This window comes from Synechococcus sp. H60.1 (assembly GCF_047462335.1).
Lineage (GTDB): Bacteria > Cyanobacteriota > Cyanobacteriia > Thermostichales > Thermostichaceae > Thermostichus.
The window spans coordinates 30,109-55,017 of the sequence record NZ_JANSJA010000212.1 but is presented as its reverse complement, the minus strand read 5'-3'; the positions used below and the strand labels follow the sequence as shown (position 1 = coordinate 55,017).

Sequence of the window (24,909 nt, the reverse complement as noted above, 5' to 3'; positions counted from 1 at the left end):
TATCTAACCTCGTTTCTTTTCTCAAGTCAGCATCAAGTCGCATACTAAGGCAACAGTTTGCGGAACAGCTCAATAAAGTGTCCTGGGGAAAGGCTAAGCTTTGGCATGATTCTAAGTGCCTTGTCTCATGGGGCGGTGCACCTCTAGAAATTGTGAAGCGATATATCCAGAATCAGTCAGGAGGCGCTATCCCTCCCCACCCGGGTGGGGAATCCCGCGCCTTACGTTGAGCACTGAGACGGGAACTTGGGCATTGAGCAGCCAGTAGTGGGCAGCGCCGGGGATCTGCAGGGTGATCCCGCAACTAGGCAAACTGACCCACCACCTGCATGGCAAAACTCAGCAAAATAAAGGCCAACCAGGGGGAAAAGTCCAAGCCACCGATGGGGGGAATGATGCCGCGGAAGAGGTTGAGATAGGGATCCGTGAGCTGGCTGAGCACCGACAGGATGGGGTTCGACCAGTTCAGTTGCGGGAACCAGCTCAGCAAAATCCGCACAATCAGCAGGGCATTGTAAATGACGATGAACTGGTAAAGGGAGCGAAACAGCAAAGACGCGGCACTGCCGTAGACCAGCCCTAGAGAGAGGCCGTCTGTCCAAGGGAGCAACAAAGGGCTGAGCATCATGGTTAGAAACAGCGAGGGAACGACTCTTCAACTCATCTCAACTTAAGCGCTGTCGGCAGAGGCAGACCTGATCCAGGAGGGCAACTCAGCCGAGAGACGAGAACACTGGCACCCCTCAGGGGAGAAAGCCAGTGCCGCCTCTAGTTTGGCATGGACAGGGATCCCCTGCTTAAGGCTTTTCCTCGACAGCGCTAGAAGATATTTCCTTGACAAGCAGTTGTGCGCGGGTGGCCTGGATCGCCTCGTTCAACTCGGCAATCTTGGCTTCGAGGGTGCGGCGGGCCTGGGCAATCCGCTCTGTTTCCTGTTCCCACTCCCTCCAGTCGCTGGAGCTGGGCACAGCCGGCTCACCCGAAACTCGGAGGCGCGGCCGCTCAGGAGGGACAGAGGTGCCGTTGAGACGGTCGGGATCGCGGCGCTGGCCTTCGGCGGATCCCTTGCTCAGTCGGGGGGCCAGCACAAAGGCGATCACCCCGCCGATGATCCCGCCCAACACAGCGCCGGCTACCACACCGGCAATGAAGTCCCCTTTCTGATCTGCCACGCTTTTGTCCAGCTCGCCAAACTTAAGCTATCTTCTTCTGTTCTACCTTTCCTGTCCTACTCCCGCCAGCAAATTCGGCCAGGGCTGGGGAAGTCGCCAGTGGCTGAGCCGCTCCAGGTGGGCTTGCATCTGTTCCCTCAACTCGCCCAAAGCGTGTTGCAGATCGCCGGGCAGGGATCCCAGTGCCGCCTGCCAGAGGTGAGCTGGAGACAAGTCGGGGCTGACCACATGCCACAGCCGCTGTAGCTCCTCAAAGTGAAGGCGGTCATCTTCCGTGAGCGAAAGCACCAACTGGCGGCGCAGCTCGCGGGCCTCTTCCGACATCAAGTAGCGCAAACCCATGCGGGCGGTGGGTACCCAATCCAGCCCCCCATCGCTGCGGGCAATTTGGATCAAATTCTCCAGGCGGTTCCAGCGGAACTTGCCCTCCTTAATCAGCACTTGCAGCAGCCGCTGGCGAATGCGGGGTGACTCGTCCGTCAGCAGGCGCTTGGCCACGTAGGGATAGGCCACGCCAACAATGCGAAACTGGGGATAGAGGCTAAGAGCCACCCCTTCTTGAGTAACCAAAGAGCGGATTACCAACGCAAAGTGGGAGGGCACCTGAAAGGGGTAGCGGTACATCAAATCGGAAAACTGGTCGGTGGCGGTTTTGAAGTTGAAGTTGCCCACCTCCTGGTTCAACACATCCGCCAGCACCGTCTCCAAGGCAGGGATCAGCTCTTGGCGGTTGACATCCGGCTGTAAAAAGCCCAGATGAATAAAGTCGTCGATCAAGGCGTTGTAGTCGCGATCCACCAGGTGAACCAGCGCGTCCACCAGGTACTCCTTCATTTCTTCGGTGAGCTGGTCCATCATGCCGAAGTCGATATAGGCCAGGCGGCCATCGGGGAGGGCAAACAGGTTGCCCGGATGGGGGTCGGCGTGGAAAAAGCCGTATTCCAGCAACTGCTTCAGGCCAGCCACCACGCCAATGCGCACCAGTTGTTTGACCTCTAAGTTGGCGGCTCGAATCCGCTCCACATCGGTGAGCTTGATGCCGTCGATCCACTCCAGGGTCAACACCCGGCGGGTGCTGTAGGCCCAAAAGATGCGCGGCACATACACATCAGGATCGCCGCGAAAGTATTCGGCAAAGCGCTCGCAGTTTCGCCCTTCCTGCAGGTAGTCGATCTCCTCAAAAAGCTTGTAACCAAATTCATCCACCACCGCCGTCAAGGTGTTGCCCAGGTTCAGGGGCAGCCAAGGACCCAGCCAGGTGGAGGCCCAGCGGATAAGGTACAGATCTAGGCTCAGCCGCTCCCGCAGGTGGGGCCGCTGCACCTTGACCGCCACCCATTCGCCGCTGTGCAGTTGCGCTTTGTAAACTTGGCCCAAGCTGGCGGCGGCCACCGGCTCGGAAGAGATCTGGGCGTAAATTTCGCTAATCGGACGGCCCAACTCTGACTCAATGCGGGCAAACGCCTCCTGGGAAGGAAAGCTGGGCAGTTGATCCTGCAGCTTGGTCAGCTCTTCCAAGTAGTCTTTGCGCACCAAGTCCGGTCGTGTCGAGAGGGCCTGCCCCACCTTGATGAAGGTGGGCCCTAGGTCGGTGAGCAGCTTGCGCAACTGCTCTGCCCGCTGGGGCACCTTGCGATCGCCCTGCCCCCAAAGCTGATCCCAGCGCAGACAGAGGACGAACCAGAGAAAGGGCCAGAGAATGGCCAGCGCCCGACCGATCACTTGCGGCAGGCGCCAGCGGTAGTAACGAGCAATAAATTGCGGATCGTAAACTTCTAGGTCGGCAACCGAGGAAATCCTGTTCAGCACGCTCAAGGGATCTCACAATCTGTTTTTAAAGCTCTCAATAGTTATCGTAATCTATCGTAATGGCAAAAGCCTCTTGATTCCTCTTCATCTTGCCTAACAGCGCCTCCTCAGCGCTCGCCGGCCAGGTTCTTGGCCAGAGCCGACCTCCCCCGATCAAATGACGGTGTTGTCCGGGATCACCGAGTCTTTGATGATGGTGACGATGCCATTGCTGATCCAGATCCCTTCCTCTTCCCGCTGCGCTTCGCTGACGTGATCCTTGTTGAGGATGCGGACGTTGCGCCCGATGCGGGCGTTCTTGTCTACGATGGCGTTGACAATGTGGGAGTTGGCGCCGATGCCCACCGGTGGGATCCCGGCCTCCAGCTTGGCCTGCCGCTCTTCTGCCGACTCGTAGTAATCGGCCCCCATGACGAGGGTGTTTTCTATGATGGTGTTGGCTTCCAGGCGGCTGCGAATGCCGATGATGGAATTGCGAATTTGGGCATTTTTGATGATACAGCCGTCGGCAATCATGGAGTTGACAATGTGGGAATCGAGGATCTTGTTGGGGGGCAAAAAGCGCGGACGGGTGTAGATGGGCATTTCGCTGTCAAAGAAGCTAAAAGGCGGGTTGGGCTGCTGCACCAGCGCCAGGTTGGCGCGGTAGAAGGCCTCGATGGTGCCGATGTCTTCCCAATACCCCTTGAAGAGGTAGGCCTGCAGGTGGTACTTGCCAACGGCTGCCGGCAGCACCTCTTTGCCGAAGTCGGTGTGCTCCTTCACCTGCAGCATCTCGATGAGGGCTTCCCGCCGGAATACGTAGATTCCCATCGAGGCAATGTAGGGCTTGGCCTTGGCCTCTTCCGGGCTAAGGCCGAGGGCCTGGGTATCGACCCGGCAGGCTTGCAGCAGCTCCCCCTGCGGCTTTTCTTTGAAATCGACAATGCGACCGTTCTCGCCGATCTTGAGCAAGCCAAAACCTGAGGCCACTTTTTCTTCGCAAGGGAGCACCGCCAGCGTCACATCGGCTCCGGTCTGCCGGTGATGGTGGATGAAGGGGCGGTAGTCCATGCGGTAGAGGTGATCCCCAGATAGGATGAGGAAGTCCCGTGGCTTCCAGGAGTCCATCAGCCAGAGATATTGGCGCACAGCATCGGCAGTGCCCTGAAACCAATCGGGGTTATCGGGCGTTTGTTGGGCCGCTAAAATATCCACAAAGCCGCCTGTGAAGGGGGACATGCGGTAGGTGTTGATGATGTGGCGGTTGAGGGAGGCGGAGTTGAACTGGGTGAGGACGTAGATTTTGTCGATATCGGAATTGATGCAGTTGCTAACCGGGATGTCGATGAGGCGATACTTGCCTGCCAGAGGCACAGCAGGTTTAGCACGGCGCTTGGTCAGGGGATAAAGTCGGGTGCCACGCCCACCGCCCAGGATAATCGCCAGTACATCGCGCATGGTTGTCCTCCACCAGGCTACACCCAATAGCATAGACTGCTGCGGGGGCACCTGACCCAATCTGGCTGAGGGGAATCGGGAAACCGGAAGCAGCTGAAACAAATTCTGGGGAAGCGGATGGCACGCGTCCTGGCTTTTACCAACAATAAAGGGGGCACCGGCAAGTCCACCCTCTGCGTCCACGCGGCCCAGTTAACGGCTCAACGGGGCTACCGAGTTCTGCTCATCGATCTCACCTCCCAGGCCACCGCCAGCAGCTTTTACCTGGAAGAGGTGGGATCCCTGCCCCCCGAGGAAACAGTCTGGGCCAGCTTGCACCCGCAGCATCGATGCTCTTTGGAAGAGGTGATCTACTGCACCGACAAGGGGGTGGATGTGGCGCCCCCCCACAGCACCATGGCGGAAGTGGCGGCCCAATTGGCGGCTGCCGGCGATGCAGGGCAACACCTGTTGCAGCACCAGTTGGATCCCTTGCTGCCGGATTACGATCTTATCTTTCTCGATACGCCGGGGGAACTGAATGCCCTCACGGCCAACGCCCTGCGGGCAGCCCAGCGGGTGTTGATCCCGACCCGGCTCAACCGCGCCGATTTCTCCTGTACAGAGGTGACCCTACGCTACATTGAGACCCTGAAAGGTCAGTTGAGCCAGGCCCGTGCTGTCTTGACCATGCTGGACGACCGCTACTTGCCGGGGGGCATCTGGTCGGGATCCCATACCGGGCAATTGTATGTGCAAGCGCAACAGATTTTTGCGGATGTGCTTTCACCCGTTACCATTCCAGATAGCAGCGATTTGCGCACCGCTTTTGACTACGGCTTGACGGTCATGGACTATCGGCCTGGCTCGGTGGTGTGTCAGCGATTGGTGCAGTTTGTCGAACATGAGGTGCTCTTGTGACTGGATCGAACCGTAGCCTCTTTCCTTCTTCAGGAGAAACTTCCCGCACTCGGCGCAAGGCCAGTGCTAAAACCAGTTCAGAGCCCACCTCTGCAGAATCTACTCCCACGGGCGAGGAGCCGACAACGATGTCTTCTCAGTCTCCTACAGAACCAGCCCCAGAATCGCCAGAAATTGCAACTCTCAAAAGCCAACTGGCTGAAGCTCAACAACGCTTGCAGGACTACCAAAACAAAGTCTCTGCCTTGCAAGCTCAGCTTGAGCAAGTCACTGCCCATCGGGACGAATTGCAGAAGGCGCTGGCCCAGTTGCAGGCGGTGGCAGACGAGCGGGCCAAGACCATTCAGGAACTGCAAAGCCGCCGAGGACAAGCTCCACTCCCGGCTAGGCCCCAACCCTCCGCTTCCCCGCTGCAGGCGCAGAAGAAGATCATGAATCGGCCCATCTTCGACAATGTGTCGCCCACCGACGAAGATATGCCGCCCTACATGCTGGACTAGGCAGTGGGTACTATCCTGGATTGCACCCGAGGAAAGAAGGGTGTAGGGTTAGGGATCCCTGTCTGCTCGGTTGCCGTTCTGGTCTTCACGCTATGACTTCATCCCAGGCGAAGATGACTGTTTCTTGCGATGCCATTCCGCCCCATGGGGGCACTTTGGTTAACCGCATTGCCCCGCCCGAGCAGGCACAAGAGCTGCGCTCCAAAGCTGAACACTGCCCCATCCTCTACCTCGACGAGCGGGCTCAGTCGGATCTGGAGATGATCGCCATTGGGGGCTTTAGCCCGCTCACCGGCTTCATGGGGCGGGCAGATTACCAGTCGGTTCTGGAGACGATGCATCTGGCCAATGGCCTGGCTTGGTCGCTGCCGGTGACGCTGCCGGTTGCTGCCGAGATAGCCGCCGATCTCAAGGAAGGGCAGACCATTGCCCTGGCCAACGGCGAGGGCAGGCTCTTGGGCCTGTTGGAATTGACCGAGAAGTTCACCTACGACAAAACCCGCGAAGCGCAGCAGGTCTACCGCACCACCGATGAGCAGCATCCGGGGGTGAAGGTGCTCTACGAACAGGGATCCGTCTATTTGGCTGGCCCTGTAACTCTCTTCCAGCGGGATCCCCATCCCCTTTTCCCGGCCTACCAGATCGACCCGGCTCAGTCGCGGCAACTGTTTCGGGAAAGAGGCTGGAAAACGATCGTCGGCTTTCAAACCCGCAACCCCATCCACCGCGCCCACGAGTACATCCAGAAGTGCGCGCTGGAAATCGTGGACGGGCTGTTTCTCCACCCGCTGGTGGGGGCCACCAAAAGCGACGACATTCCCGCCGAGGTGCGCATGCGCTGCTATGAGGTGCTGATTGAAAAGTACTACCCCAAGGAGCGGGTCATTTTGGCCATCAACCCTGCGGCCATGCGCTATGCCGGCCCGCGGGAAGCCATCTTCCACGCTCTCATTCGCAAAAACTACGGCTGCACCCATTTCATTGTGGGCCGGGATCATGCCGGGGTGGGGAATTACTACGGCCCCTACGATGCCCAGTACATTTTCGATGAGTTCCGTCCTGAGGAACTGGGCATCATCCCCCTCAAGTTTGAACACGCCTTCTATTGCACCGTCACCGGCACCATGGCCACGGCCAAGACCAGCCCTAGCCAACCCCACCAGCGCATCCACCTGTCGGGCACCAAGGTGCGGGAAATGCTGCGCCGCGGCGAGATCCCCCCGCCAGAGTTCTCTCGCCCCGAGGTGGCCCAATTGCTGGCCGAAGCCATGCGTGAGCGCAGTTCGTCGTAGCTTTTGTGATTTCTCTGAGTGGAGGCAAAAGGGTCTGCGACCAACCAGACCCTATGTATTGATAAATTGATAAAGAGACAAAAACCCCACGCCCAAAGGCATGGGGAGGATGCTGCTCTCCTAGGAAACCCTCGTCAGCAAGCTCTCAATGGGCAGCAGCAGACCTCATCCTGCCTCAAAGCGGAGTTGCTCGGGATCCACATAATAGCAGCGGGCATTGTCAACACAGATCAGCGCCCAGCCATTTTGGTCAACATCGACCAACGTATATTCGGATTGAGGGATGAAGTGGCCCTGGTGGTTGCGGGTCTCGCCTTTAACCCAGACAGTCTGACGGTTCATCTTAAAGTTCCTCCACTTTACAGCCAAAAAATCAAAAGCAGGACTCAATTTCAATGCAAGTCAGTGCAAGGAGTGTCACATCAAACAGAACTAGGATGCACCAAACCCCTCGCATCTCCTCAAAGCCCAACCAATCCATAGGCTTGGGTGTGATGCAAGCTAGCTCACAGCGGTGAATAAATACCGTCTTGCGATTTGGTAAAAGAAGTCTAGCACCAACTCTATGAGAATATTGTTAAAAGTTGCAGATTAAATTGACAAGCTCTAGATTTTCCTAAATTCTTGTTGCAAAATTGGGTCAAGCCTGCCTAATTTTCTTCAAATAGCCACTGGTGCATCTTGCTCAGGTGAGGCCAAGCGGGACGGCGCTTCCCTCCCTCTGCCAAGTTGGATTTGACCCCCTCGATTTGCTCGGGATCCCGCGCCAAGATTTGCTTGATGGTCTCCACCTGCTGGCGTACCCCCGTTTTTTTCAGCTCCAGCATCGCCAAAGTCAAGTTCACCCGCGGCTGGGCGTCCACCGGATCCAGCTTCACGGCAGTTTGGGCGGCTTTCAGGGCTTTTTCCGCTTGCCCCTCCAAAAGATAGAGCCAAGACAGGCAAGTCCAGGCTGCTGCCGCCTTCGGGGATCCCTTACAGATAGCCTCAAAGGAAGGGATCAGCGTCTTGGCTGCTTCCCCCGCCTCGTAGCGCCGGATCCCTTCCTGAAACAATTCTTCAATGGCTGCGCTCATCGTTCTCAATTGAGCATAATGACGTATTGACAAATGTGCCGCTTTATGGGTGCAAGGCTATTCTTGCCTGTTCGCCCATCTGTTGTAGCGCACCGGTGTCGGGGAGAGGGATCCCTTCTCCTTCCGCCAGCCAGAGCCAGTACTCGATGTTGCCGGCAGGGCCGGTGATGGGCGACCAGGTATAGCCCTGCACCTGCCAGCCGCGGGCCACTGCCGCCTGCATTACCGTCTGCAGCACGCGGGCATGGATGGCCGGATCCCGCACAACTCCTTTTTTGCCCACCTGGCCTCGGCCCGCCTCAAACTGGGGCTTGACCAGCAGCAGAGCCTCCCGCGGCGACCGCAACAGCTTCCACAAAGGATCTAACACCTTGGTTAGGGAAATAAAAGAGAGATCCACCACCGCCAGATCCGCCCAGCTTGGGGTGGGCACCTCAGTTCCGTAGAGATCGGCCGGCTGCAGGTGGCGCAAGTTGGTTCGTTCTTTGAGGATCACCCGCGGGTCGGTTCGCAAAGACCAGGCCAACTGCCCATAGCCCACATCCACCCCATAGACCCGCTGGGCCCCTTGTTTGAGTAGGCAATCGGTAAAGCCCCCCGTGGAGATGCCCGCATCCAAACAAATACGGCCCTGCACCTGAACAGAGAAGGTCTGCAGCGCCCCCTGCAGCTTTTCTCCCCCTCGCGAGACAAAAGCAGGCTTACACTGGATGTGGATTACGGGATCCCCGCTCACCCAGGCTCCAGCCTTCTCCGCCCGCACCCCATTGAGGAGAACTTCGCCTGCGAGGATGGCGCGCTGGGCCTGCTGGCGGGAAGAGAAATATCCCCGCTCCACCAACCAGCTATCCAGGCGCACCCGCTCGGCCATCTCACTACTGCTGTTAACAGCTCCTACCCGATTTTCAATTTCTCAGGATAGGAGAGCGGGATCCCTCTCGACCAGATCTGGCTTGGCGCCAGCAGAAATGGGCGGGGGATTAGCCAAAGCGTCCGCTCACGTATTCTTCTGTCTCGCGATTGGCGGGAGAGTTGAAGATCTTCTCGGTGCGGTCAAACTCCACCATGCGTCCGTAGCGAACCCCTTCGTCGTCCACCTCGGTGTTAAAGAAAGCCGTGAAGTCGGACACACGTGCCGCCTGCTGCATGTTGTGGGTGACGATGATAATTGTGTAGCGACGCCCCAATTCCTTAAGCAGCTCCTCAATGCGCAGCGTTGAAATGGGATCCAGGGAGGCACAGGGCTCGTCCATCAGGATCACTTCCGGCTGAATGGCCAAGGTGCGGGCAATGCAGAGGCGCTGCTGTTGTCCGCCGGAGAGGGAAAGGCCGCTCATCTTCAACTTGTCTTTTACCTCATCCCAGAGAACGGCCTGGCGCAACGCACGCTCCACCAGCTCGTCCAGATCCCCCTGGTAGCCATTGATCCGTGGCCCAAAGGCAATGTTGTCGTAGATGGATTTGGGGAAGGGGTTGGGCTTCTGAAACACCAGGCCAACCCGCCGGCGCACCTCGGAGGGATCCACATCAGGGTCGTAGATATTTTTCCCGTGAAAAATGACCGAGCCTTCTACCCTTGCTCCCGGGATGAGATCGTTCATGCGGTTGAAGCAGCGCAAGATGGTGCTCTTGCCGCAGCCTGAGGGGCCAATGAAGGCTGTGATGTGATTTTTCGGGATCTTCAGGGAAACCTGCTTAACCGCTAGGTGGGAGCCGTAGTAGACGCTCAAATCCCGCGTCTCTAGTTCAACCTCCAAACGGGTGGATTTCTCAGGAGAGCCGGACTTGTCAGAGAGTGGAGAGCGCATAGGAGTACCGAAGGAGATAACGTCACTGCAAAGCCTAGATTGAGAAAGAAACAGGTGAGAGGGATTAGATGGTGATGGTTTCCTGCCGACGACTGACGATGAGCCGGAAACTGACCGTGGTGATCAACACCAAAACCACCAGAGCCAAAGCCCCTCCCCAGGCAATCTTCTGCTGGTTTTCAAAAGGAACGAGGGCAAAGTTGTAGATCAACACAGCCAGTGAAGCTACTGGCTTTAACAGACCGCTGGGCCAGAGGAAGCTAAACAAAGCAGTGAAGATCAGGGGCGCCGTCTCACCCGCAGCGCGGGCAATAGCCAACGTCACCCCCGTCAGGATCACCGGCAGAGCTGCCGGCAACACCACGCGAAACACCGTCTGCACCCGCGAAGCCCCCAGTGCGTAGGCAGCAGCCCGCGTATCTGCCGGCACCAGGCGCAGCGCCTCTTCACAAGACAAAATAATGATAGGCAGAGTCAACACCGATAGAGCCATCCCGCCGGCGAGGGCCGAGAAGGTCTTGGTGGAGAGCACCAGCACCCCGTAGGCAAACACCCCGGCAATGATAGAGGGAACCCCCGTCAACACCTTGATGATGAAGCGCAGAAAGGAAGCTGTGGGGCTGTTTTGGCCAAACTCCGAGAGATAGATGGCAGCAAACAGTCCGATGGGGAAGGTGATGGCGATAGCAATCGACACCACAATAACCGTCCCCAGCACCGCATTGCCAAATCCGCCCACCTGATCGCCGGGAGGAGGGGGAAGTTGGGTCAGCGCTTGCCAGTTCAAGCGCTCGATGCCTCTGGTGAAAACGTAGTAGAGGATGAGAACCAGCACGAAAATGGCAAAGAGGCTGGAGAAAACTGTCAGCGCTGTCATTCCTACATCCAAGAAGACGCGCCGCCAGGACTTTGCTCTGCGCTTGAACAAATTGCCTTGCTCTACCGCCTGAACTTGTGTCGTCATGTTCCTCTACTCCCGCGAAGCTGTCAACGCGAACTTGACACGGCGTATCATCAGCTCCGCCGCAATGTTAACTACCAGAGTGATGGCCAACAAAATCAAGGCCACATACATGAGCGCTGCCACCTGCTCAGGGCCTGCTTCTGCGAACTCGTTGGCCAACAGGGCCGGGATGTTGCTGGCAGGAGCCAGGAGCGAGACGCTAATACCGCGGGCATTGCCGATCAGCATCGCCACTGCCATCGTCTCCCCCAAGGCACGTCCCAAACCCAAAACCACCGCCCCTAGCATGCCGCCAATGGCCGCCGGCAGCACAACCCCAAAGATGGCTTCCCAGCGAGTGGCCCCCATCGCATAGGCAGCCGCCCGCAACTCCGGCGGAACGGCCACCAGCACTTCCCTGGCAATGGCAGTGATGATGGGGATGATCATGATCCCCAAGACAACCCCTGCCGTCAGCATCCCCGGCCCCACCGGTGGCGTACTGAAAATGGGCAACCACCTGAAGTTCTGGAACAAGAACATCTGAATCGGGCGAAAGAAGGGAATGAAGATAAACAACCCCCAAATGCCGTAGACCACGCTGGGAATGGCTGCCAGCAGCTCCACCACGATGATCAAGACTGTGCGCAAAGACTTGGGCAGAAAGTCCTCACTCAAAAAGATGGAGATGCCGAAGCTAAAAGGAACGCCCACGATCAGGGCAATCAGAGAAGTCACCAGGGTGCCGTAGATCTGGGGCCAAGCGCCGTAGTTGTTCTCAACAGGATCCCAGGTGGTGCCCCAGAAAAAGCCCAGCCCGAACTTCTGAATGGCAGGTAGCGACTGGATCCCAATCTCCAGGGCAATCCACAACAGCAGCAAAGCCGAGAAAAAGACGGCAATCCGCGTTGCCCAGATGAACAACCAGTCGCGCCGGCGCTGGAAGACGGGCCGGGGCCGAAATAGAGAACTGCTCTCTGAAGAAAAAGTAGTGGTCATCTGCCGAGTAGGAGGTACCAACTTTTACGGCGTGATGTTTTCTAGGGCAGCCAGAGCTTTCTGCCGCGTTTCTTCCGGCAAGGGCACATAGCCCAGCGGCTCCGCGAAGGATTGCCCTTCCGTGAGGCCGTAGCGGAGAAACTCCTTGACAGCTTTGGAGGTTTCAGCTTTGGGGTAGACTTTGTAGGCCAAGATCCACGTGTAGCCCACAATGGGGTAGGAGTCTTCCCCGGCGGGATCCGGGTCAACCCCCAACAGCCGCTCGTCAAGCTTGATTCTGGCCAGCGCTGCCTGCTCCGTCTCAACTTTGGGGGTGACGAACTTGCCCGACCGGTTTTCCAGGCGAGCGATGTTCAGGTTGTTGAGCTTGGCGAAGCCGAACTCCACATAGCCAATCGCGCCAGGGATCTGCTTAATCTGCTCGGAAACACCTTCGTTACCGCGAGCTCCTACCCCGGTTGGCCAGTTCACGGAAGAGCCACGACCCACTTTTTGCCGCCATTCCGGGCTAATGGCGTTGAGGTGGGTGGTAAAGATGTCGGTGGTGCCGCTGCCGTCGGAGCGGTGCACAACGGTAATCGGCAAATCCGGGAAAGTCACCCCTGGATTAAGGCCAGCCAGCAGCGGATCGTTCCAGTTCTTAATTTTGCCCAAGAAGATATTTACCAGCGCTAGGCGAGAGAGGCGAATTTCGGGGCCCACGCCGGGGATGTTGTAGGCTGCCACCACTGCCCCCCCCACCATCGGCACGGCCACCATGCCCTTGGGAGGGTTGGCTTCACTCTCGATCTGGCTGATCTCTTCGGGACGCGGCACACTGTCGCTGGCGCCGAAATCGACAGTGCGAGCCACAAATTGCCGCCGCCCGGCACCGCTCCCCACCGACTGATAGTTGACTTGGATGTTGGGGTTTTTCTTGCCAAATTCTTGAGCCCAAGTTTGGTAGATGGGAGCCGGGAAAGTAGCTCCAGCGCCGTTGATGGTTACGGTCTGCTGAGCAAATACCCGCTGCCAATTTGCCTGGCTGGCCACAAACCCAGCAACCGTGGCAGAGACGAACTTCAGGAAAGAACGACGTCCCAAGGAGCGCAGCATCAACATACAGAAATCTCCCAGATGAAGATGGTGTCTCGATCCAACTCTGAGTGCTCTAACCTCAGAACCTGCTCAAGCCGGGCTGATCTCAAAAAAACAAGGGATCCCGTTAAAGACCCTTGCCACTCTGGTTCTTGTCGTTAATGTAATATAACGTTCATCCTTTTTGGTTAACGTGAGGTTAAAATCAGGTTATTTCTGTCTGTAGCTAGTCTCCCTTGTCGCTCTTTCCAGGGATCCCTTGCAGGGGAGAATACCCTCGATCGAGGAAACGCGGCGTGAAGACCCCCGGATTCAAGGGCCTACGGCTGGGCTCTGGGGCCAGCTGAGTTTTCCGAGCTCTTTGGGCTGACATCAGCTTGGCAAATGCTTAGAATGAAAGGCTGTCGAGAAAATCAGTGCTTTCCTCCATGGCTAAACGTAACGTGCAGGTTATGCTGCGCCAGGCGATCCCGGGCTTGGGCAGCCCCGGAGAGGTGGTGAGTGTCAAGCCTGGCTACGCCCGCAACTACCTTTTCCCGCGGCAGATGGCGGTGCGGCTTACGCCTGGGCTTCTCAAGGAGCAGCAGATGCGTCGGGAGCAGGAAGCTGCCCGCAAATTGGCGGAGAAGCAGCAGGCGGAAAACTACAAGAAGGCTTTGGAGACCATCGGTCGCTTTGTCATCCGCAAGAAAGTGGGCGAAAAGGATTTGCTCTTCGGGCAAGTGACCACCACCGACATTGCCGAGGTGGTGCTGGCCACCAGCGGCCTGGATATCGATCGCCGTAACATCCTGCTCAACGAGGAGATCAAGAAAACTGGGGTTTACCTGGTGCAAGTGAAGCTGCACCCAGAAGTAACAGCCACGCTGCGCATTCAGGTCACGCCTGAGTGAGAGAGAAATCCTAGGAAGCAATGGGAGATAGCAAGTAAAGCTGGGCCTGGCTGCTTAAGGTGCTCGGCCAAGCAGCTGGCTAGTGTGGAGCTGGGTTGGTTTTTCTATCCTGGCTGGTGGTGATCAGCGATTACGACTTGACAGGTGGGGATCGGCTTCCGCCTCAAAACATAGAGGCTGAGGAGGAGATCCTGGGGGCTATTCTTCTCGATCCCGAGGCATTGGCGCGGGTGGTGGAGTTCCTGCGTCCCGAGATGTTTTACCTCTCGGCCCACCAGGAAATCTACCGGGCTGCCCTGCATCTGCACAGCCAAGGCCAACCCACCGATCTGATGACGGTTTCTGCCTGGCTGGCGGATCACCACCTTCTGGAGCGGGTGGGGGGGACAGGGGCAATTCGTCGTCTGCTGGAGCAAACGGTTAGCAGCGTCAACATTGACCAGTACGCCCGCCTGGTGGTGGACAAATACATGCGCCGCCAGTTGATCCAGGTGAGCAACACCCTGGCTCGTCTGGCCTACGACACCAGCCAGCCCCTGTCTCAGGTGATGGATCAGGCGGAGCAGCAGGTGTTTGCCCTCACCCAAGAGCGAGTGCAGCGCAGCCTCATCCCTGCTTCTGAGGTTTTGGTGAACATCTTCTCGGATCTGGAGGAGAAGTTCCAGAGCGGGGCTCAGATCCCTGGGATCCCGACCAAATTCATCGACCTGGACAACCTGACCCAGGGCCTGCAACGCTCGGATCTGGTGATCTTGGCCGGTCGCCCCTCGATGGGGAAAACCAGCTTGGCCCTTAATATTGCCCAAAATGTAGCCGCCTACGTCAGGCAGCCGGTGGCCATTTTCAGTCTAGAGATGTCGCGGGAGCAACTGGTGCAGCGGCTTTTGGCCAGCGAGGCCCGCATCGACAGCAGCCGCCTGCGCGCGGGGCGCATCAGCGAGCACGAGTGGCAGCGTCTGGGGCAGGCGATTGGCTTTTTGTCGCAACTGCCCCTGTTTATCGACGACACTCCCGATTGCACCGTTACGGAGATTCGCTCTAAGGCGCGGCGCTTGCAGGCGGAGCAAGGAGGAACGTTGGGGCTGGTGTTGATCGACTACTTGCAACTGATGCAGGCATCCGCCGCCGACAACCGAGTACAGGAGCTGTCGCGCATCACCCGCGGCCTCAAGGCACTGGCCAAAGAGCTGATGGTGCCGGTGCTGGTGCTCTCTCAGCTCAGCCGGGCAGTGGAGTCGCGCTCCGATAAGCGTCCGCAACTGGCAGATCTGCGGGAATCCGGCTGCCTGGCGGGGGATACTCAGGTGATGGACGTGGATCGGGGCAAGCTCTGGCGGCTGGAACAACTGGCGGCCCTGCCAGCCTCAGCAGAACTGCCCCGCTTGCTCAGCCTCAACGGGCGCGGGCGCCTGGTGCCCCAACAGCCGGTGAAGGTGTTTTGCAGTGGCCGACAGCCCACCTGCCTTCTGAAAACCCGCCTCAATTTCTCCATTCGCGCCACCGGTACCCATCCCTTTTTGACCCCAGAGGGATGGAAAACCCTCGACGAGCTGCAACTGGAAGAGGAAGTAGCCGTGGTGGTGCAGGAGGGGTTGATTTGGGATCCGGTGGTGTCGATTAGCGAGCCGGGGGAGCCGCAGCCGGTCTACGACATCGAAATGCCCCGCCACCACAACTTTGTGGCCAACGGCCTGCTGGTGCACAACAGCATCGAGCAGGACGCCGATGTGGTGATGATGATCTACCGCCCGGAGTACTACGATCCCAACACCAGCGATCGCGGCATTGCCGAGGTGATCATCGCCAAGCACCGCAACGGCCCCACCGGCACCGTGCGCCTTTTGTTTGAAAGCCAGTACACCCAGTTTCGCAACTTGGCGGATCCCTATCGCTAAAGGCAAACCCGCTGGTGCCTGGTTCCCCCGGCAATTCCAAGAGCAAGGCAGGGGGGTGTTAGCTTAGGATAGCTGACAGCTTCAGCCGAGTTTGGCCACTGCCCTCTTTATCCTCTCATGTTTAAAAACGTTTTAATTGCAACCGATTGCCAAGATGGCCTGCAAAGGTTTGGCAAGTGCTTAGATGCCCTACACAGCAACGGCATTCAACGCCTTGTTTTCTTGCACAGCCTGATTTGGAAAGATGACGATATCGGCCTTCCCGAAGACCCCACCCCCAAAATAGAAACCAAGAAGGCCCAGTTTCGCCAGCTTTTGGGCACCATTCCGGAGGGGCTGGAGGCTAAGGTTTTGGTGCAGGTGGGCCAGCCGGTGGATCTGATTTTAAAAGGGATCCAAACTTACAGCTCCGACCTGCTGATCACCGGCATGGGGATCCACAACCTGCTCACCGAAAAACTGTTTGGCAGCACCACCGTGGAGCTGCTGCCTAGGTTGAACATCCCCCTGCTGGTGATGCGCCCGCAACTGCTGGCCGTCTTTACCCTCGAGGAGCTGCGCCTGCGCAGCCGCCACCTCCTTCGCAGCCTCCTGGTACCCTTTGACTTTGAAGAGCCGCGCCGGCAACTGCTTGAGCGTCTTGGTCAACTGCTGCCGGGAACTTCCCAGTGCCAGTCAGTTACCCTGCTCTATGTAGTGGATCCCAGCGCCCGCCGCAACCAGGGCATGGCGGTGGAGGTGCTCAAACGCAAGGCTGAGGCCGACTTGGCTCAGGTAATCGGGCCGTTGAACGAGCAGGTGCAGCCGCTGCAGGTGCGGGCTCTGGTACGGGTGGGATCGCCGCTGCAGGAGATCCTGGCCACCGCTGCAGCCGAGGACGTAACTGCCATCGCCACCGCCTCTCCGCGGGTGGGCAGCTTTTGGGAGTGGTCGGTTCGCAGCCTCACCGGCGAGATCCTGCGGCAAAGTTGGCATCCGGTGTTGTTTTTCCCACGCGGGTCTTTGGCCCAGTAGAGCTGCTCAATCCCCTAGCTATGGCCGACCCAACCCAAAGCTTGCGAGAACTGTTGCAGGCGGTGGCTCAAGGGAGGCTCTCTCCCGATCAAGCCCTGCAAGCCTGTCGCTTTCTGCCCTTCGAGACCGTGGGAGACTTCGCCCGCGTGGATCACCACCGCCCCTTGCGCACGGGCTTTCCCGAAGCAGTGTGGGGGCCGGGCAAAACCCCTGAGCAAATTGCCCAGATCCTGGAACGGCTGCACCGGCAGGGATCCCTGGCTTTGGCCACCCGCGTTGAGGCCCAGGTGTACGCCCAGATCCGCTGCCGCTTGCCCCAGGCACAGTATTCCGAGGTGGCCCGTCTGTGTTGGATCCCTCCCCAAAAGGCGCTCAGCCATCCCGGTCAGATTAGCGTGATCTCCGCTGGCACCGCCGATGTGCCGGTGGCCGAAGAGGCCGCTCTCACCGCCGAGCTTTTCGGGTTTGCGGTCAAGCGCCTTTGGGATGTGGGGGTAGCCGGGATCCATCGCCTGTTGCACCACCGCGCCGCCCTGGAAGCTGATGTGCTGATCGTGGTGGCGGGCATGGAAGGGGCCTTGGCCAGCGTAGTGGCCGGCCTGGCGGACTGTCCGGTGATTGCTGTGCCCACTAGCATTGGCTACGGGGCCAGTTTTCAGGGCTTGGCCGCGCTGCTGACCATGCTTAACTCTTGTGCGGCGGGGGTGGGAGTGGTGAACATCGACAACGGCTTTGGGGCGGCCATTTTGGCAGGCCAGATTCTACGCTGTGGACAACGGCTGGCGGCGCGATTGCCTTCGCCTGCCCCCCCTGAGGGAGGAGAAGATTAAGAAATGTAAAACGATCCTGAGCCGGACAAGCTATACTCGGGCCATGCTGGGGTTTTGGATTTCTCCGCTGGGAGGTTGTTGCCAAGAATTGAGGGATGGATCCCTTCTCCAGGTATCTTTTGTCAGGTGTCTTTGGGGCGCTTCCTCAACGACAACGACCCTAAAAATCTCCTGGAAGGAGTTGTCGATAGATCTGGGATAGCGGTCTGGAGTTGGCTGCACCGAACGAACGATTTTTTTTGACCGGCGTACGTGAAGCTTGCTGCTATGTCAATTGAGGCAATAGATACCACTGTGGCTTTTGTTCAAGGGATAATTCAGTCCTTCACTTGGACAGATCTCTTTTTGGTGGTGGCTCTGGTGTTTTTGGAAGCGGCCCTCTCCGCCGATAACGCCGTTGCCCTGGCGGCTTTGGTCAAGCATTTGCCCACTCCTCAGCAACAAAATCGCGCTTTGCGCTGGGGCATTATCGGTGCCTACAGTTTTCGCATCGCCATTGTGTTTGCAGCGGTTTGGCTGGTGGAGTATCCGCCCGCTCAGTTTCTCGGGGCCTGTTACCTGCTCTGGCTGGCCTGGCAGCATTTTTGCGGGGAAGAAGAAGGATCCGAGCAAGACATCACCCGCCAGGCTAATTTTTGGCAAACCCTGGTGATGGTAGAGCTAACGGATCTAGTCTTTTCTTTCGACAGCATCGCCGCTTCGGTGGGCGTCTCCCGCAAGGCTTGGGTGATCATCCTCGGCGGCATTCTCGGCATCACCTTGATGCGCTACATGGCCTCTTTGTTTTTGCGCTGGCTGGATGAGTTTTCCCGCCTAGAAGATGCTGCCTTTGCCATCATCGCCCTGGTGGGAAGCCTCATGCTGCTGGAGGTGTTTTTCCCCCAAGTTGAGCTCCCGGAATGGGGGATGGTGGTGGCTGTGCTGCCTTTGTTTGTCTGGGGCTTTTCGCAGCGTACAAGCTCCTGCGCGGCAGCCGATGAACAGCCGCAGCCGACCCTGGCCGATCTCAGAGAGTTGCACCCGACCGAAGGGATCCCTGCCAGCCTAGCCCCCCTGCCTGAGGCCGAGCCTGCTCCCGAGCTACAGCCGGACTAAGGGGCCTCACGGACAGCTTGTTCCGGATCCCTGGACCTGGGAGGTCTGGTGGCTAAGAGACGAAGGCTGGCAGGTGCTCCGTAGCCTTGGCTGCTGGAGGCAACAGCAGCAAGTTGTTCGCGTAGTGCGACGGCTCTTAAACTAGCAATGGAACGCAAGCCACGGGAGGGAGGCACCCTGATCTTGCAGTTCTGCTGGAAGTGTTGGGCGAAGTGCTTCAGAAAGGACATTGGCACCAGCATGAACGGCCAACAGCAGCCGCCGGCGGAGAGTCCCCAACCCCAGTCTGGAGCGGGGAAGGGAGATCCCGTGCCCTTGGTGGAGCTACGGCAGGTTTCCAAGCGCTTTGGAACCACGCTGGTGCTTGACCAAGTCGATCTAAAGGTACATCGGGGCGACGCTCTGGGGCTAGTGGGGCCTTCCGGCACTGGCAAATCAACTCTGTTGCGCATCATCGCTGGCCTGACAGAGCCCGACGCTGGCGAAGTGCTCTGGTGCGGCATCCCCCTGCCGGAAATTCAGGCCGGCCACTGCACTCCCCCCTTGCGGGTAGGCATGGTATTCCAGCAGGCGGCCCTCTTCGACTCCCTGACGGTGGAGGAAAACGTCGGGTTTTTGCTCTACGAGCACTCGCGGCTGCCGCGGGCACGCATTCGGGAGCTGGTGGCAGCCAAGCTGGAAGCAGTGGGGCTGGCGGGTAAGGAGAACAGCCTGCCGGAGGAGCTCTCGGGGGGGATGCGCAAACGGGCCAGCTTCGCCCGCGCTATTATGGAGGATCCTTCTCTGCCCCAGGACGAGCCGCAACTGCTGCTCTACGACGAGCCCACGGCGGGCCTGGATCCCATTGCTTCCACAGTGATTGAAGACCTCATCCGGGATCTGCAGCAGGTGAAAAAAGCTTGCGAGAGCTACATTGTGGTGACCCACCAGCACAGCACCATCTACCGCGCCACCGACCGCATCGTGCTCTTGGCCCAAGGGCGGGTGCAGTGGGAGGGATCCGTGCAGCAGATCGAAACGTGCGATAACCCCTTTGTGCGGCAATTTTTCAGCGGTAGCGTAGAAGGGCCGATTCAAGTGGCAGGGCAGGTGTAATGCGTTCGCGAGCAATCCGAGAAGGGGCGGTGGGCCTGTTGATCCTGGCAGGGGTGCTGGGCTTTGCCGGGCTGTTCTTGTGGATCTACAACCTGCGCTTCGGCAGCCGCGGCTTCCAGTTTACCGTCACCTATCCCAACGTATCCGGCCTGGCGGAAGGCTCCAGCGTGCGGCTGCGGGGGGTAGCCGTGGGCCGGGTGGAGCGGATTTTGCCCCAGGCGGCCCAAGTGGAGGTGCAGGTGGTCATCGACCAGCCCTTGGCCATCCCCCGCGACGCCCTGTTTGTTACCACCCAGACGGGGTTGGTGGGGGAGACGGTGATGGATATCCTGCCCCGACGCGATGCCCCGGCAGCGGGATCCCCGCTGGCAGCCGATTGCGACCGCAGCCAAATCATCTGCGCTGGCGATGTGGTGGAGGGCACACCGGGGGTAGATTTCGGCCAGTTGTTGATCCAGGTGGATCGCCTGGTAACGCGCATCAACAACGACGAGTTCTTCGCTACCCTCAACACCACCCTAGAAGGGATCACCCGCGTCGCCAACAGCGTGGCCGATCTCTCCGAAACCGTGGAAAAGCAGGTGGCAGCCCTGCGCACGGAAGATCTGGACTTGTCGCAATTTACCTCGGCTGCCACGGCTATCCAAGACGCGGCTGGGGCTGTGAGAGGAATGGCCCGCAGTTTTCAAGCGGCTGCCGATCAATTCACCCTTCTGGTGGAACAGAACCGCACCTCTCTCCGTGCCGCCCTGGAAAATATCCAGCAGGTGAGCGCCGATCTGCAAGCCATGTCGAGCGCGGTTCGCCCGCTGCTGACGGATCCGCAACTGCAGGCGGATGTGCGCCAGATCCTGGCCGAGGTGCGAGCGGCGGCGGAGAACGTGTCCCAAGCTACCGAAGATCTGCGGCAGCTTGCCGCCAACCTCAACGATCCGGGCACCCTGGCGACCTTGCGCCAAACCCTGGACTCGGCCCGCATCACCTTCCAGAATGCGCAAAAGATCACCGCCGATATCGACGAGCTGACGGGGGATCCCCAGTTTCGCCGCGGCCTGCGAGAGCTGGTGCTGGGGCTGAGCAACTTGGTCTCCAGCGCCCCTAAGGCCTCCGGCCCGCTTACGCGAACAGAAGACGGGATCCAGCCTGCTGCAGCCCAAGAGTATCGCTTCCGTTTTGCGCCCGTTTCTTTTGCCCTGGCTCTTGAGGAGCAGCAGCCCGTTCCCTAGGAGGAAGCCAGGATCCCTGCCGAGGTCTGCTCCCGCAGCGGCGGCAAAAGCCATTGAAGGGATCCGGAAGCTGGGGTAGGCTTTGCGGATAGGGTGCTTTGCACCGCTGGCGTGGCTGAGGTTGAGGTGTGAGGAATGTGCGGCATTGTCGGCTATGTGGGCTTTCAGTGGGCGGCTCCTATCCTCTTGGAGGGCCTGCGCACTTTGGAATATCGGGGCTATGATTCCGCCGGCATTGCCACGGTGGATCCAGAAGAGGGCTTGAGGATCGTGCGGGCCACCGGCAAGCTGCACAACCTGCTGGTGAAGCTTACCGCCAACATGCCCACGGCCAAGGTGGGGATTGGCCACACCCGCTGGGCCACCCACGGCGGTGTTAGCGAAGAAAATGCCCACCCCCACTGCGACGCGCGCGGGCGCATCGTGGTCATCCAAAACGGCATTGTGGAGAACTACCTGGAGCTGAAGGAAGAGCTGCTGCGGCGAGGGGTTGGCTTTCGCTCCCAAACCGATACCGAAGTCATCGCCCAACTGCTGGGCCTCTACACCGAGGAGCTGGGCTGCTTCGAGACGGCCTTTGGCAAAGTCATGGGGCAACTGCGGGGGGGAAATGCCGTGGTGGCTTTGGATCGGGAGGCGCCGGATCGGTTGATTGCCGCCCGCCTGGGCAACGCCGGCGCTGTGGTCGTCGGCGAAGGGGAGGGGGAGAACTTCGTTGCCTCGGATCTGCCCGCCATTGTCCGCCACACCCGCAGGGTGGTGTTTCTGGAAGATGGGGAGATGGCCATCCTCACCGACTCCAGCGTGCGCTACCTGCGCATCAGCGGCGAGGAGCTGCGCAAAACCCCCCTCACGGTGGCCTGGGATCCCGTCTCGGCGGCCAAGGGGGGCTACAAGCACTTCATGCAAAAGGAGATCTATGAGCAGCCGCGCACTACCACCGATACGCTGCGGGGGCGGTTGGATCTGGAAGGGGGGCGGGTGACTCTAGAGGAGCTGGTGCTAACAGAGGCGCAACTGGCCCAGACGGAGCAGATTCATGCCGTGGCCTGCGGCACCGCCTGGCACGCCTGCCTGGTGCTCAAGTACTTTATCGAGAGCCTGGCCCGCATCCCGGTGCAGGTGGATCATGCCTCCGAGTTTCGCTACCGCCAGCCGGTGCTGCGCCCCCACAGCCTGCTTGTGGCCCTCACCCAGTCGGGCGAGACCGTCGATACGCTGGCGGCCATGAGCGAGGCCCGCGCCCAAGGGATCCCCACCCTGGCCATCGTCAACGCCATCGGATCCCAAGCCACGCGCCTGGCGGATGCCGGAGTTCTCTACATTCACGCCGGGCCGGAGATCGCCGTCGCTTCCACCAAGGTATTTACCGGCATGCTGGTGGCAGGATACCTGCTGGCCCTGCAACTGGCCCAGGCCAAAGGGATCCTCAGCCCGACCCAGATCCGATCCCACCTGCAAGCTTTGATCGAGCTGCCGGGCAAGATCAGCCTGCTTCTGAAAGACGTTGCCCTCTACGACCACCTGGCGGAACAGTACCATCACGTCACCGACATGCTCTACCTAGGCCGCTGGGTCAACGCCCCCATAGCCCTGGAGGGAGCCTTGAAAATGAAAGAGGTCAGCTACATCCACGCGGAGGGCTACCCGGCAGGGGAGATGAAGCACGGCCCCATCGCCCTCATCGACGAGCGCATGCCGGTGGTGTGTATTGCCACCCGCGATCCCGTCTACGAGAAGATGCTCTCCAACATCGAACAGGTACAGGCGCGGGGAGGGCGGGTGATTGCCCTGATCAACCCAGAAGATACCCAGGTGCGGGAGAAGGCCGACCACGTCATCGAGGTGCCCAGCACCACACCCCTGTTGTCGGCAGTTTTAAATGTCATCCCCCTGCAGTTGTTTGCCTACGCCATGGCGCTGCGCCGCGGGGCTGATGTGGATCAACCCCGCAACCTGGCCAAGTCGGTAACTGTGGAGTAGCGGCTGCCGACCTTGTCACCGCCGGCCTCTGGCTTTTGTAAAATCGGGCAGATCACGTCATCCTCGGCTGGAGATCCCGCTGGGATCCGCCAATCGGAGAGGAGGCTTTCAATTTGGCCTTTTAGAGCTTGCAACTCCGCCATCCGCTCTTCGATCTGACGCAGCTTCTCCTGCAGGTGTTGGCGGATCTCCGGGCAGGGCTGTTCCCCCTGGTCGTACACCTGCAGGATCTGGCCAATTTCTTCCAGGCTTAGCCCCAGGCTTTGGCAGCGGCGAATGAAAGCCAGCCGTCCCAGCACTGCCGGATGGAAGAGGCGATAGCTGGACTCCGACCGCTGCACCGTTGGCTTCAGCAGGCCCAGCGACTCGTAGTAGCGCACCGTGCGCACCGGTAAGCCCGCCGCTGCTGCCACCTGGCCAATCTTCAAGCTGGCCGACGCGCTAAAGGACTCCGTCTCGCTGACGCGAACGGCAACTGTAGGACTGAACATACCACCACCGGAGTAAACCAAGCCGCCATCAGGATCCCCTGCCGAGACCGAGTCGGCTCCTGCTCAGAGAAGCAGGGATCCCTTAGCTCTTGCTGCCCATCTCCGCCGCTTGCAGCAGAGCTCTGGCTCGCTGTTGATCCAACTTGGCCTGCAAACGCTCCTGCTTGTCGCTGCTGGTATTCAAAACTTTGCTCGCTTCGTCCAAGAGGGCCTGAGCTGCGGCCTTGTCCACTTTTTCTCCCCGCTCGGCGCGGTTAACCAGAACGGTTACCTCGTTATTTTCCACTTCCGCAAATCCACCCATCACGGCAATGGCCGACCACTTGCCGGCAGCTTTGACCCGCATCACACCGTTGCCGATGGCCGTCAAGAGAGGGGCATGGTTGGTGAGGATGCCCAACTGACCTGAGGTGGCAGGGAGGATCACTTCCTCAGCAGGGGCATCCCAAACGATGCGGTCGGGGGTGATCACGCGAACCATCAGCGTCACGGCAGGTCTCCTGAAGGGTTGAGCTTGGCACTTCTATGCTACCGGATCGCCGTCGCTCCTAGTTCTGCCCTCTGTGTGGCAAGACTTAACCCAAGCATAACCTCTCCTTTACTTCCGTCGAAGAGGCAAGCGATAAGGTGTTGTCGGGAACACTTATCCTCGACCCCAACTCCATGCTGTTATTGGCAGGGGGAAGCCCAACGACCAGTGTGCCCAGTTTGCCCTAGCGGAGCCAGCCTATGCCTGAAGCCATGTCCAGCTATTCTGCAGCCAGTCTACCTGTAGGGGAGCGGCAATTGCTAGAAGACCTCTACCGAGGCCGCAGCCTCTCGCCCTACGCTCCCGGACAGGTCATTCCCCTGTTTCCCGAGGAGTGGGTGATTGTCTGCCGAGGCGTGGTGCAATTGACTACTCTTTATCCCAATGGTGGCGAGGCGCTGTTGGGATTTGCCGGCCCCTCCATGCCGCTGGGATCCCCGCTGACGATGTTGGATCCCTACCAAGCTAAGGCATTGACGGCGGTTGACGTGCTGCGGCTGTCGGCAGCCGAGGTGGAAGCCTCAGAAACCCTGAGCCAGGGGCTGCTCAAGCAGTTGGTGCGGCGGCTGCGCCAAACCGAAGCGCTGCTGGCCCTAGCCGGGCGGCGGCGGGTGGAGGATCGGCTGCGCCAGTTGCTCTCCCTATTGGCGGTGGAGTTGGGATCCCCAATTGCGACAGGGGTGCGCCTGCAGGTGCGCCTTACCCACCAAGACTTGGCCAATGCCATCGGCACTACCCGCGTCACCATCACCCGTCTTTTGAACCGTTTCCGCCAGCAGGGCTGGATCGCGGTGGACAAAAACCGCCATCTCATCATCAAGCGGGCCCAAACGCCCTGATAG

The 24,909-nt window shown here is 59.2% G+C and carries 27 protein-coding genes; 13 read left to right on the top strand and 14 right to left on the bottom strand.

The features are described 5' to 3' along the window. On the top strand, positions 1-230 hold a 230-nt coding region (locus tag NW852_RS10675; protein ID WP_414426725.1), incomplete at its 5' end, for a transposase. Between the two features lie 74 nt (positions 231-304). On the opposite strand, the gene NW852_RS10670 is transcribed toward NW852_RS10675, so the two are convergent. The 4 genes from NW852_RS10670 to NW852_RS10655 all read right to left on the bottom strand — a co-directional run bounded on the left by NW852_RS10670 (position 305) and on the right by NW852_RS10655 (position 4,421). Beyond that, positions 305-628, bottom strand: a complete 324-nt coding sequence (locus NW852_RS10670) for a YggT family protein (RefSeq protein ID WP_414347543.1) — start codon at positions 626-628, stop codon at positions 305-307. A gap of 169 nt (positions 629-797) precedes the next feature. Beyond that, positions 798-1,172 carry a hypothetical protein gene (locus tag NW852_RS10665; RefSeq protein WP_414333591.1) on the bottom strand — a complete coding sequence of 125 codons (375 nt, stop codon included), beginning with the start codon at positions 1,170-1,172 and terminating at the stop codon, positions 798-800. 42 nt (positions 1,173-1,214) lie between these two features. Beyond that, positions 1,215-2,981 (bottom strand): ABC1 kinase family protein, encoded by a 1,767-nt coding sequence (locus tag NW852_RS10660; RefSeq protein WP_414372090.1) that lies wholly within the window; start codon positions 2,979-2,981, stop codon positions 1,215-1,217. A gap of 153 nt (positions 2,982-3,134) precedes the next feature. Further along, complete coding sequence (locus tag NW852_RS10655) at positions 3,135-4,421, bottom strand: glucose-1-phosphate adenylyltransferase (protein WP_414372088.1); 1,287 nt, start codon at positions 4,419-4,421, stop codon at positions 3,135-3,137. A 117-nt stretch (positions 4,422-4,538) separates the two neighbouring features. On the opposite strand from NW852_RS10655, the gene NW852_RS10650 reads away from it, so the two are divergent. From NW852_RS10650 to sat, 3 genes are all read left to right on the top strand, one after another. Beyond that, positions 4,539-5,321 (top strand): ParA family protein, encoded by a 783-nt coding sequence (locus tag NW852_RS10650; RefSeq protein WP_414372086.1) that lies wholly within the window; start codon positions 4,539-4,541, stop codon positions 5,319-5,321. Between the two features lie 128 nt (positions 5,322-5,449). Beyond that, positions 5,450-5,821, top strand: a complete 372-nt coding sequence (locus NW852_RS10645) for a hypothetical protein (RefSeq protein WP_414333585.1) — start codon at positions 5,450-5,452, stop codon at positions 5,819-5,821. A 113-nt stretch (positions 5,822-5,934) separates the two neighbouring features. Then, complete coding sequence (sat, locus tag NW852_RS10640) at positions 5,935-7,113, top strand: sulfate adenylyltransferase (protein ID WP_414365795.1); 1,179 nt, start codon at positions 5,935-5,937, stop codon at positions 7,111-7,113. A gap of 165 nt (positions 7,114-7,278) precedes the next feature. Here the strand turns inward: sat and NW852_RS10635 are convergent, their stop codons facing one another. The 7 genes from NW852_RS10635 to pstS all read right to left on the bottom strand — a co-directional run bounded on the left by NW852_RS10635 (position 7,279) and on the right by pstS (position 13,040). Continuing rightward, the gene (locus NW852_RS10635) at positions 7,279-7,455 is read right to left on the bottom strand and encodes a hypothetical protein (protein WP_414333583.1); all 177 of its coding nucleotides are present in this window, start codon (positions 7,453-7,455) and stop codon (positions 7,279-7,281) included. Positions 7,456-7,763: 308 nt separating this feature from the next. Beyond that, positions 7,764-8,189: a hypothetical protein gene (locus NW852_RS10630; protein ID WP_414333582.1), complete on the bottom strand. Its 426-nt coding sequence runs from the start codon at positions 8,187-8,189 to the stop codon at positions 7,764-7,766. A 43-nt stretch (positions 8,190-8,232) separates the two neighbouring features. Continuing rightward, the gene (locus NW852_RS10625; RefSeq protein ID WP_414333580.1) at positions 8,233-9,060 is read right to left on the bottom strand and encodes a TlyA family RNA methyltransferase; all 828 of its coding nucleotides are present in this window, start codon (positions 9,058-9,060) and stop codon (positions 8,233-8,235) included. A 109-nt stretch (positions 9,061-9,169) separates the two neighbouring features. Next, complete coding sequence (gene pstB, locus NW852_RS10620) at positions 9,170-9,997, bottom strand: phosphate ABC transporter ATP-binding protein PstB (protein WP_414372082.1); 828 nt, start codon at positions 9,995-9,997, stop codon at positions 9,170-9,172. Positions 9,998-10,061: 64 nt separating this feature from the next. After that, on the bottom strand, positions 10,062-10,961 hold the full coding sequence (gene pstA, locus NW852_RS10615) for a phosphate ABC transporter permease PstA (RefSeq protein ID WP_414365797.1): 900 nt from the start codon (positions 10,959-10,961) through the stop codon (positions 10,062-10,064). A gap of 6 nt (positions 10,962-10,967) precedes the next feature. Beyond that, the gene (gene pstC / locus NW852_RS10610; protein ID WP_414365798.1) at positions 10,968-11,939 is read right to left on the bottom strand and encodes a phosphate ABC transporter permease subunit PstC; all 972 of its coding nucleotides are present in this window, start codon (positions 11,937-11,939) and stop codon (positions 10,968-10,970) included. Positions 11,940-11,963: 24 nt separating this feature from the next. Further along, the gene (pstS, locus tag NW852_RS10605) at positions 11,964-13,040 is read right to left on the bottom strand and encodes a phosphate ABC transporter substrate-binding protein PstS (RefSeq protein ID WP_414365799.1); all 1,077 of its coding nucleotides are present in this window, start codon (positions 13,038-13,040) and stop codon (positions 11,964-11,966) included. Positions 13,041-13,444: 404 nt separating this feature from the next. Here pstS and rplI point away from each other — a divergent pair, with 404 nt between their 5' ends. The 7 genes from rplI to NW852_RS10570 all read left to right on the top strand — a co-directional run bounded on the left by rplI (position 13,445) and on the right by NW852_RS10570 (position 21,064). Then, positions 13,445-13,909, top strand: coding sequence for a 50S ribosomal protein L9 (gene rplI, locus NW852_RS10600; RefSeq protein WP_414365800.1), 465 nt, complete (start codon positions 13,445-13,447; stop codon positions 13,907-13,909). A 137-nt stretch (positions 13,910-14,046) separates the two neighbouring features. Continuing rightward, a complete protein-coding gene (dnaB, locus tag NW852_RS10595) occupies positions 14,047-15,804 on the top strand; it encodes a replicative DNA helicase (protein ID WP_414372101.1) in 1,758 nt (585 codons plus the stop codon). Positions 15,805-15,921: 117 nt separating this feature from the next. Continuing rightward, complete coding sequence (locus tag NW852_RS10590) at positions 15,922-16,818, top strand: universal stress protein (RefSeq protein ID WP_414365801.1); 897 nt, start codon at positions 15,922-15,924, stop codon at positions 16,816-16,818. A gap of 20 nt (positions 16,819-16,838) precedes the next feature. Then, positions 16,839-17,648, top strand: coding sequence for a nickel pincer cofactor biosynthesis protein LarB (larB, locus tag NW852_RS10585; protein ID WP_414426724.1), 810 nt, complete (start codon positions 16,839-16,841; stop codon positions 17,646-17,648). A 267-nt stretch (positions 17,649-17,915) separates the two neighbouring features. Then, entirely contained in the window at positions 17,916-18,743 is an 828-nt protein-coding gene (locus NW852_RS10580) for a TerC family protein (protein WP_414398830.1), read from the top strand. Positions 18,744-18,983: 240 nt separating this feature from the next. Beyond that, positions 18,984-19,838, top strand: a complete 855-nt coding sequence (locus NW852_RS10575; protein ID WP_414333565.1) for an ABC transporter ATP-binding protein — start codon at positions 18,984-18,986, stop codon at positions 19,836-19,838. Next, a complete protein-coding gene (locus tag NW852_RS10570) occupies positions 19,838-21,064 on the top strand; it encodes an MlaD family protein (protein ID WP_414372075.1) in 1,227 nt (408 codons plus the stop codon). The genes NW852_RS10575 and NW852_RS10570 overlap by 1 nt, the downstream gene beginning before the upstream one ends. Here NW852_RS10570 and NW852_RS10565 read toward each other — a convergent pair. After that, on the bottom strand, positions 21,061-21,210 hold the full coding sequence (locus NW852_RS10565; protein ID WP_414337328.1) for a hypothetical protein: 150 nt from the start codon (positions 21,208-21,210) through the stop codon (positions 21,061-21,063). The two genes, NW852_RS10570 and NW852_RS10565, sit on opposite strands and share 4 nt — an antisense overlap. On the opposite strand from NW852_RS10565, the gene glmS reads away from it, so the two are divergent. Beyond that, positions 21,200-23,047 carry a glutamine--fructose-6-phosphate transaminase (isomerizing) gene (gene glmS / locus NW852_RS10560; RefSeq protein WP_414372073.1) on the top strand — a complete coding sequence of 616 codons (1,848 nt, stop codon included), beginning with the start codon at positions 21,200-21,202 and terminating at the stop codon, positions 23,045-23,047. The two genes, NW852_RS10565 and glmS, sit on opposite strands and share 11 nt — an antisense overlap. On the opposite strand, the gene NW852_RS10555 is transcribed toward glmS, so the two are convergent. Both NW852_RS10555 and atpC read right to left on the bottom strand, forming a co-directional pair. After that, on the bottom strand, positions 23,008-23,538 hold the full coding sequence (locus NW852_RS10555) for a heavy metal-responsive transcriptional regulator (protein ID WP_414372070.1): 531 nt from the start codon (positions 23,536-23,538) through the stop codon (positions 23,008-23,010). The genes glmS and NW852_RS10555 overlap by 40 nt on opposite strands. A gap of 82 nt (positions 23,539-23,620) precedes the next feature. Further along, positions 23,621-24,028, bottom strand: a complete 408-nt coding sequence (atpC, locus tag NW852_RS10550) for an ATP synthase F1 subunit epsilon (protein ID WP_414364250.1) — start codon at positions 24,026-24,028, stop codon at positions 23,621-23,623. Positions 24,029-24,279: 251 nt separating this feature from the next. Between atpC and NW852_RS10545 the strand changes: the two genes are divergently transcribed. Next, a complete protein-coding gene (locus NW852_RS10545) occupies positions 24,280-24,906 on the top strand; it encodes a Crp/Fnr family transcriptional regulator (RefSeq protein ID WP_414376642.1) in 627 nt (208 codons plus the stop codon). Positions 24,907-24,909 lie beyond the last annotated feature (3 nt).

Excerpts from the sequence above, each read along its gene's own strand:
- rplI (WP_414365800.1), top strand. The coding sequence starts at position 13,445 with ATGGCTAAACGTAACGTGCAGGTTATGCTGCGCCAGGCGATCCCGGGC.
- sat (WP_414365795.1), top strand. The coding sequence starts at position 5,935 with ATGACTGTTTCTTGCGATGCCATTCCGCCCCATGGGGGCACTTTGGTT.
- NW852_RS10545 (WP_414376642.1), top strand. The coding sequence starts at position 24,280 with ATGTCCAGCTATTCTGCAGCCAGTCTACCTGTAGGGGAGCGGCAATTG.
- NW852_RS10670 (WP_414347543.1), bottom strand. The coding sequence starts at position 628 with ATGATGCTCAGCCCTTTGTTGCTCCCTTGGACAGACGGCCTCTCTCTA.
- NW852_RS10645 (WP_414333585.1), top strand. The coding sequence starts at position 5,450 with ATGTCTTCTCAGTCTCCTACAGAACCAGCCCCAGAATCGCCAGAAATT.
- NW852_RS10590 (WP_414365801.1), top strand. The coding sequence starts at position 15,922 with ATGTTTAAAAACGTTTTAATTGCAACCGATTGCCAAGATGGCCTGCAA.
- NW852_RS10635 (WP_414333583.1), bottom strand. The coding sequence starts at position 7,455 with ATGAACCGTCAGACTGTCTGGGTTAAAGGCGAGACCCGCAACCACCAG.
- NW852_RS10565 (WP_414337328.1), bottom strand. The coding sequence starts at position 21,210 with ATGCCGCACATTCCTCACACCTCAACCTCAGCCACGCCAGCGGTGCAA.
- pstB (WP_414372082.1), bottom strand. The coding sequence starts at position 9,997 with ATGCGCTCTCCACTCTCTGACAAGTCCGGCTCTCCTGAGAAATCCACC.
- NW852_RS10625 (WP_414333580.1), bottom strand. The coding sequence starts at position 9,060 with ATGGCCGAGCGGGTGCGCCTGGATAGCTGGTTGGTGGAGCGGGGATAT.
- pstS (WP_414365799.1), bottom strand. The coding sequence starts at position 13,040 with ATGTTGATGCTGCGCTCCTTGGGACGTCGTTCTTTCCTGAAGTTCGTC.
- glmS (WP_414372073.1), top strand. The coding sequence starts at position 21,200 with ATGTGCGGCATTGTCGGCTATGTGGGCTTTCAGTGGGCGGCTCCTATC.
- NW852_RS10655 (WP_414372088.1), bottom strand. The coding sequence starts at position 4,421 with ATGCGCGATGTACTGGCGATTATCCTGGGCGGTGGGCGTGGCACCCGA.
- NW852_RS10650 (WP_414372086.1), top strand. The coding sequence starts at position 4,539 with ATGGCACGCGTCCTGGCTTTTACCAACAATAAAGGGGGCACCGGCAAG.
- NW852_RS10580 (WP_414398830.1), top strand. The coding sequence starts at position 17,916 with ATGTCAATTGAGGCAATAGATACCACTGTGGCTTTTGTTCAAGGGATA.
- NW852_RS10570 (WP_414372075.1), top strand. The coding sequence starts at position 19,838 with ATGCGTTCGCGAGCAATCCGAGAAGGGGCGGTGGGCCTGTTGATCCTG.
- pstC (WP_414365798.1), bottom strand. The coding sequence starts at position 11,939 with ATGACCACTACTTTTTCTTCAGAGAGCAGTTCTCTATTTCGGCCCCGG.
- NW852_RS10630 (WP_414333582.1), bottom strand. The coding sequence starts at position 8,189 with ATGAGCGCAGCCATTGAAGAATTGTTTCAGGAAGGGATCCGGCGCTAC.
- pstA (WP_414365797.1), bottom strand. The coding sequence starts at position 10,961 with ATGACGACACAAGTTCAGGCGGTAGAGCAAGGCAATTTGTTCAAGCGC.
- larB (WP_414426724.1), top strand. The coding sequence starts at position 16,839 with ATGGCCGACCCAACCCAAAGCTTGCGAGAACTGTTGCAGGCGGTGGCT.
- NW852_RS10555 (WP_414372070.1), bottom strand. The coding sequence starts at position 23,538 with ATGTTCAGTCCTACAGTTGCCGTTCGCGTCAGCGAGACGGAGTCCTTT.
- NW852_RS10575 (WP_414333565.1), top strand. The coding sequence starts at position 18,984 with ATGAACGGCCAACAGCAGCCGCCGGCGGAGAGTCCCCAACCCCAGTCT.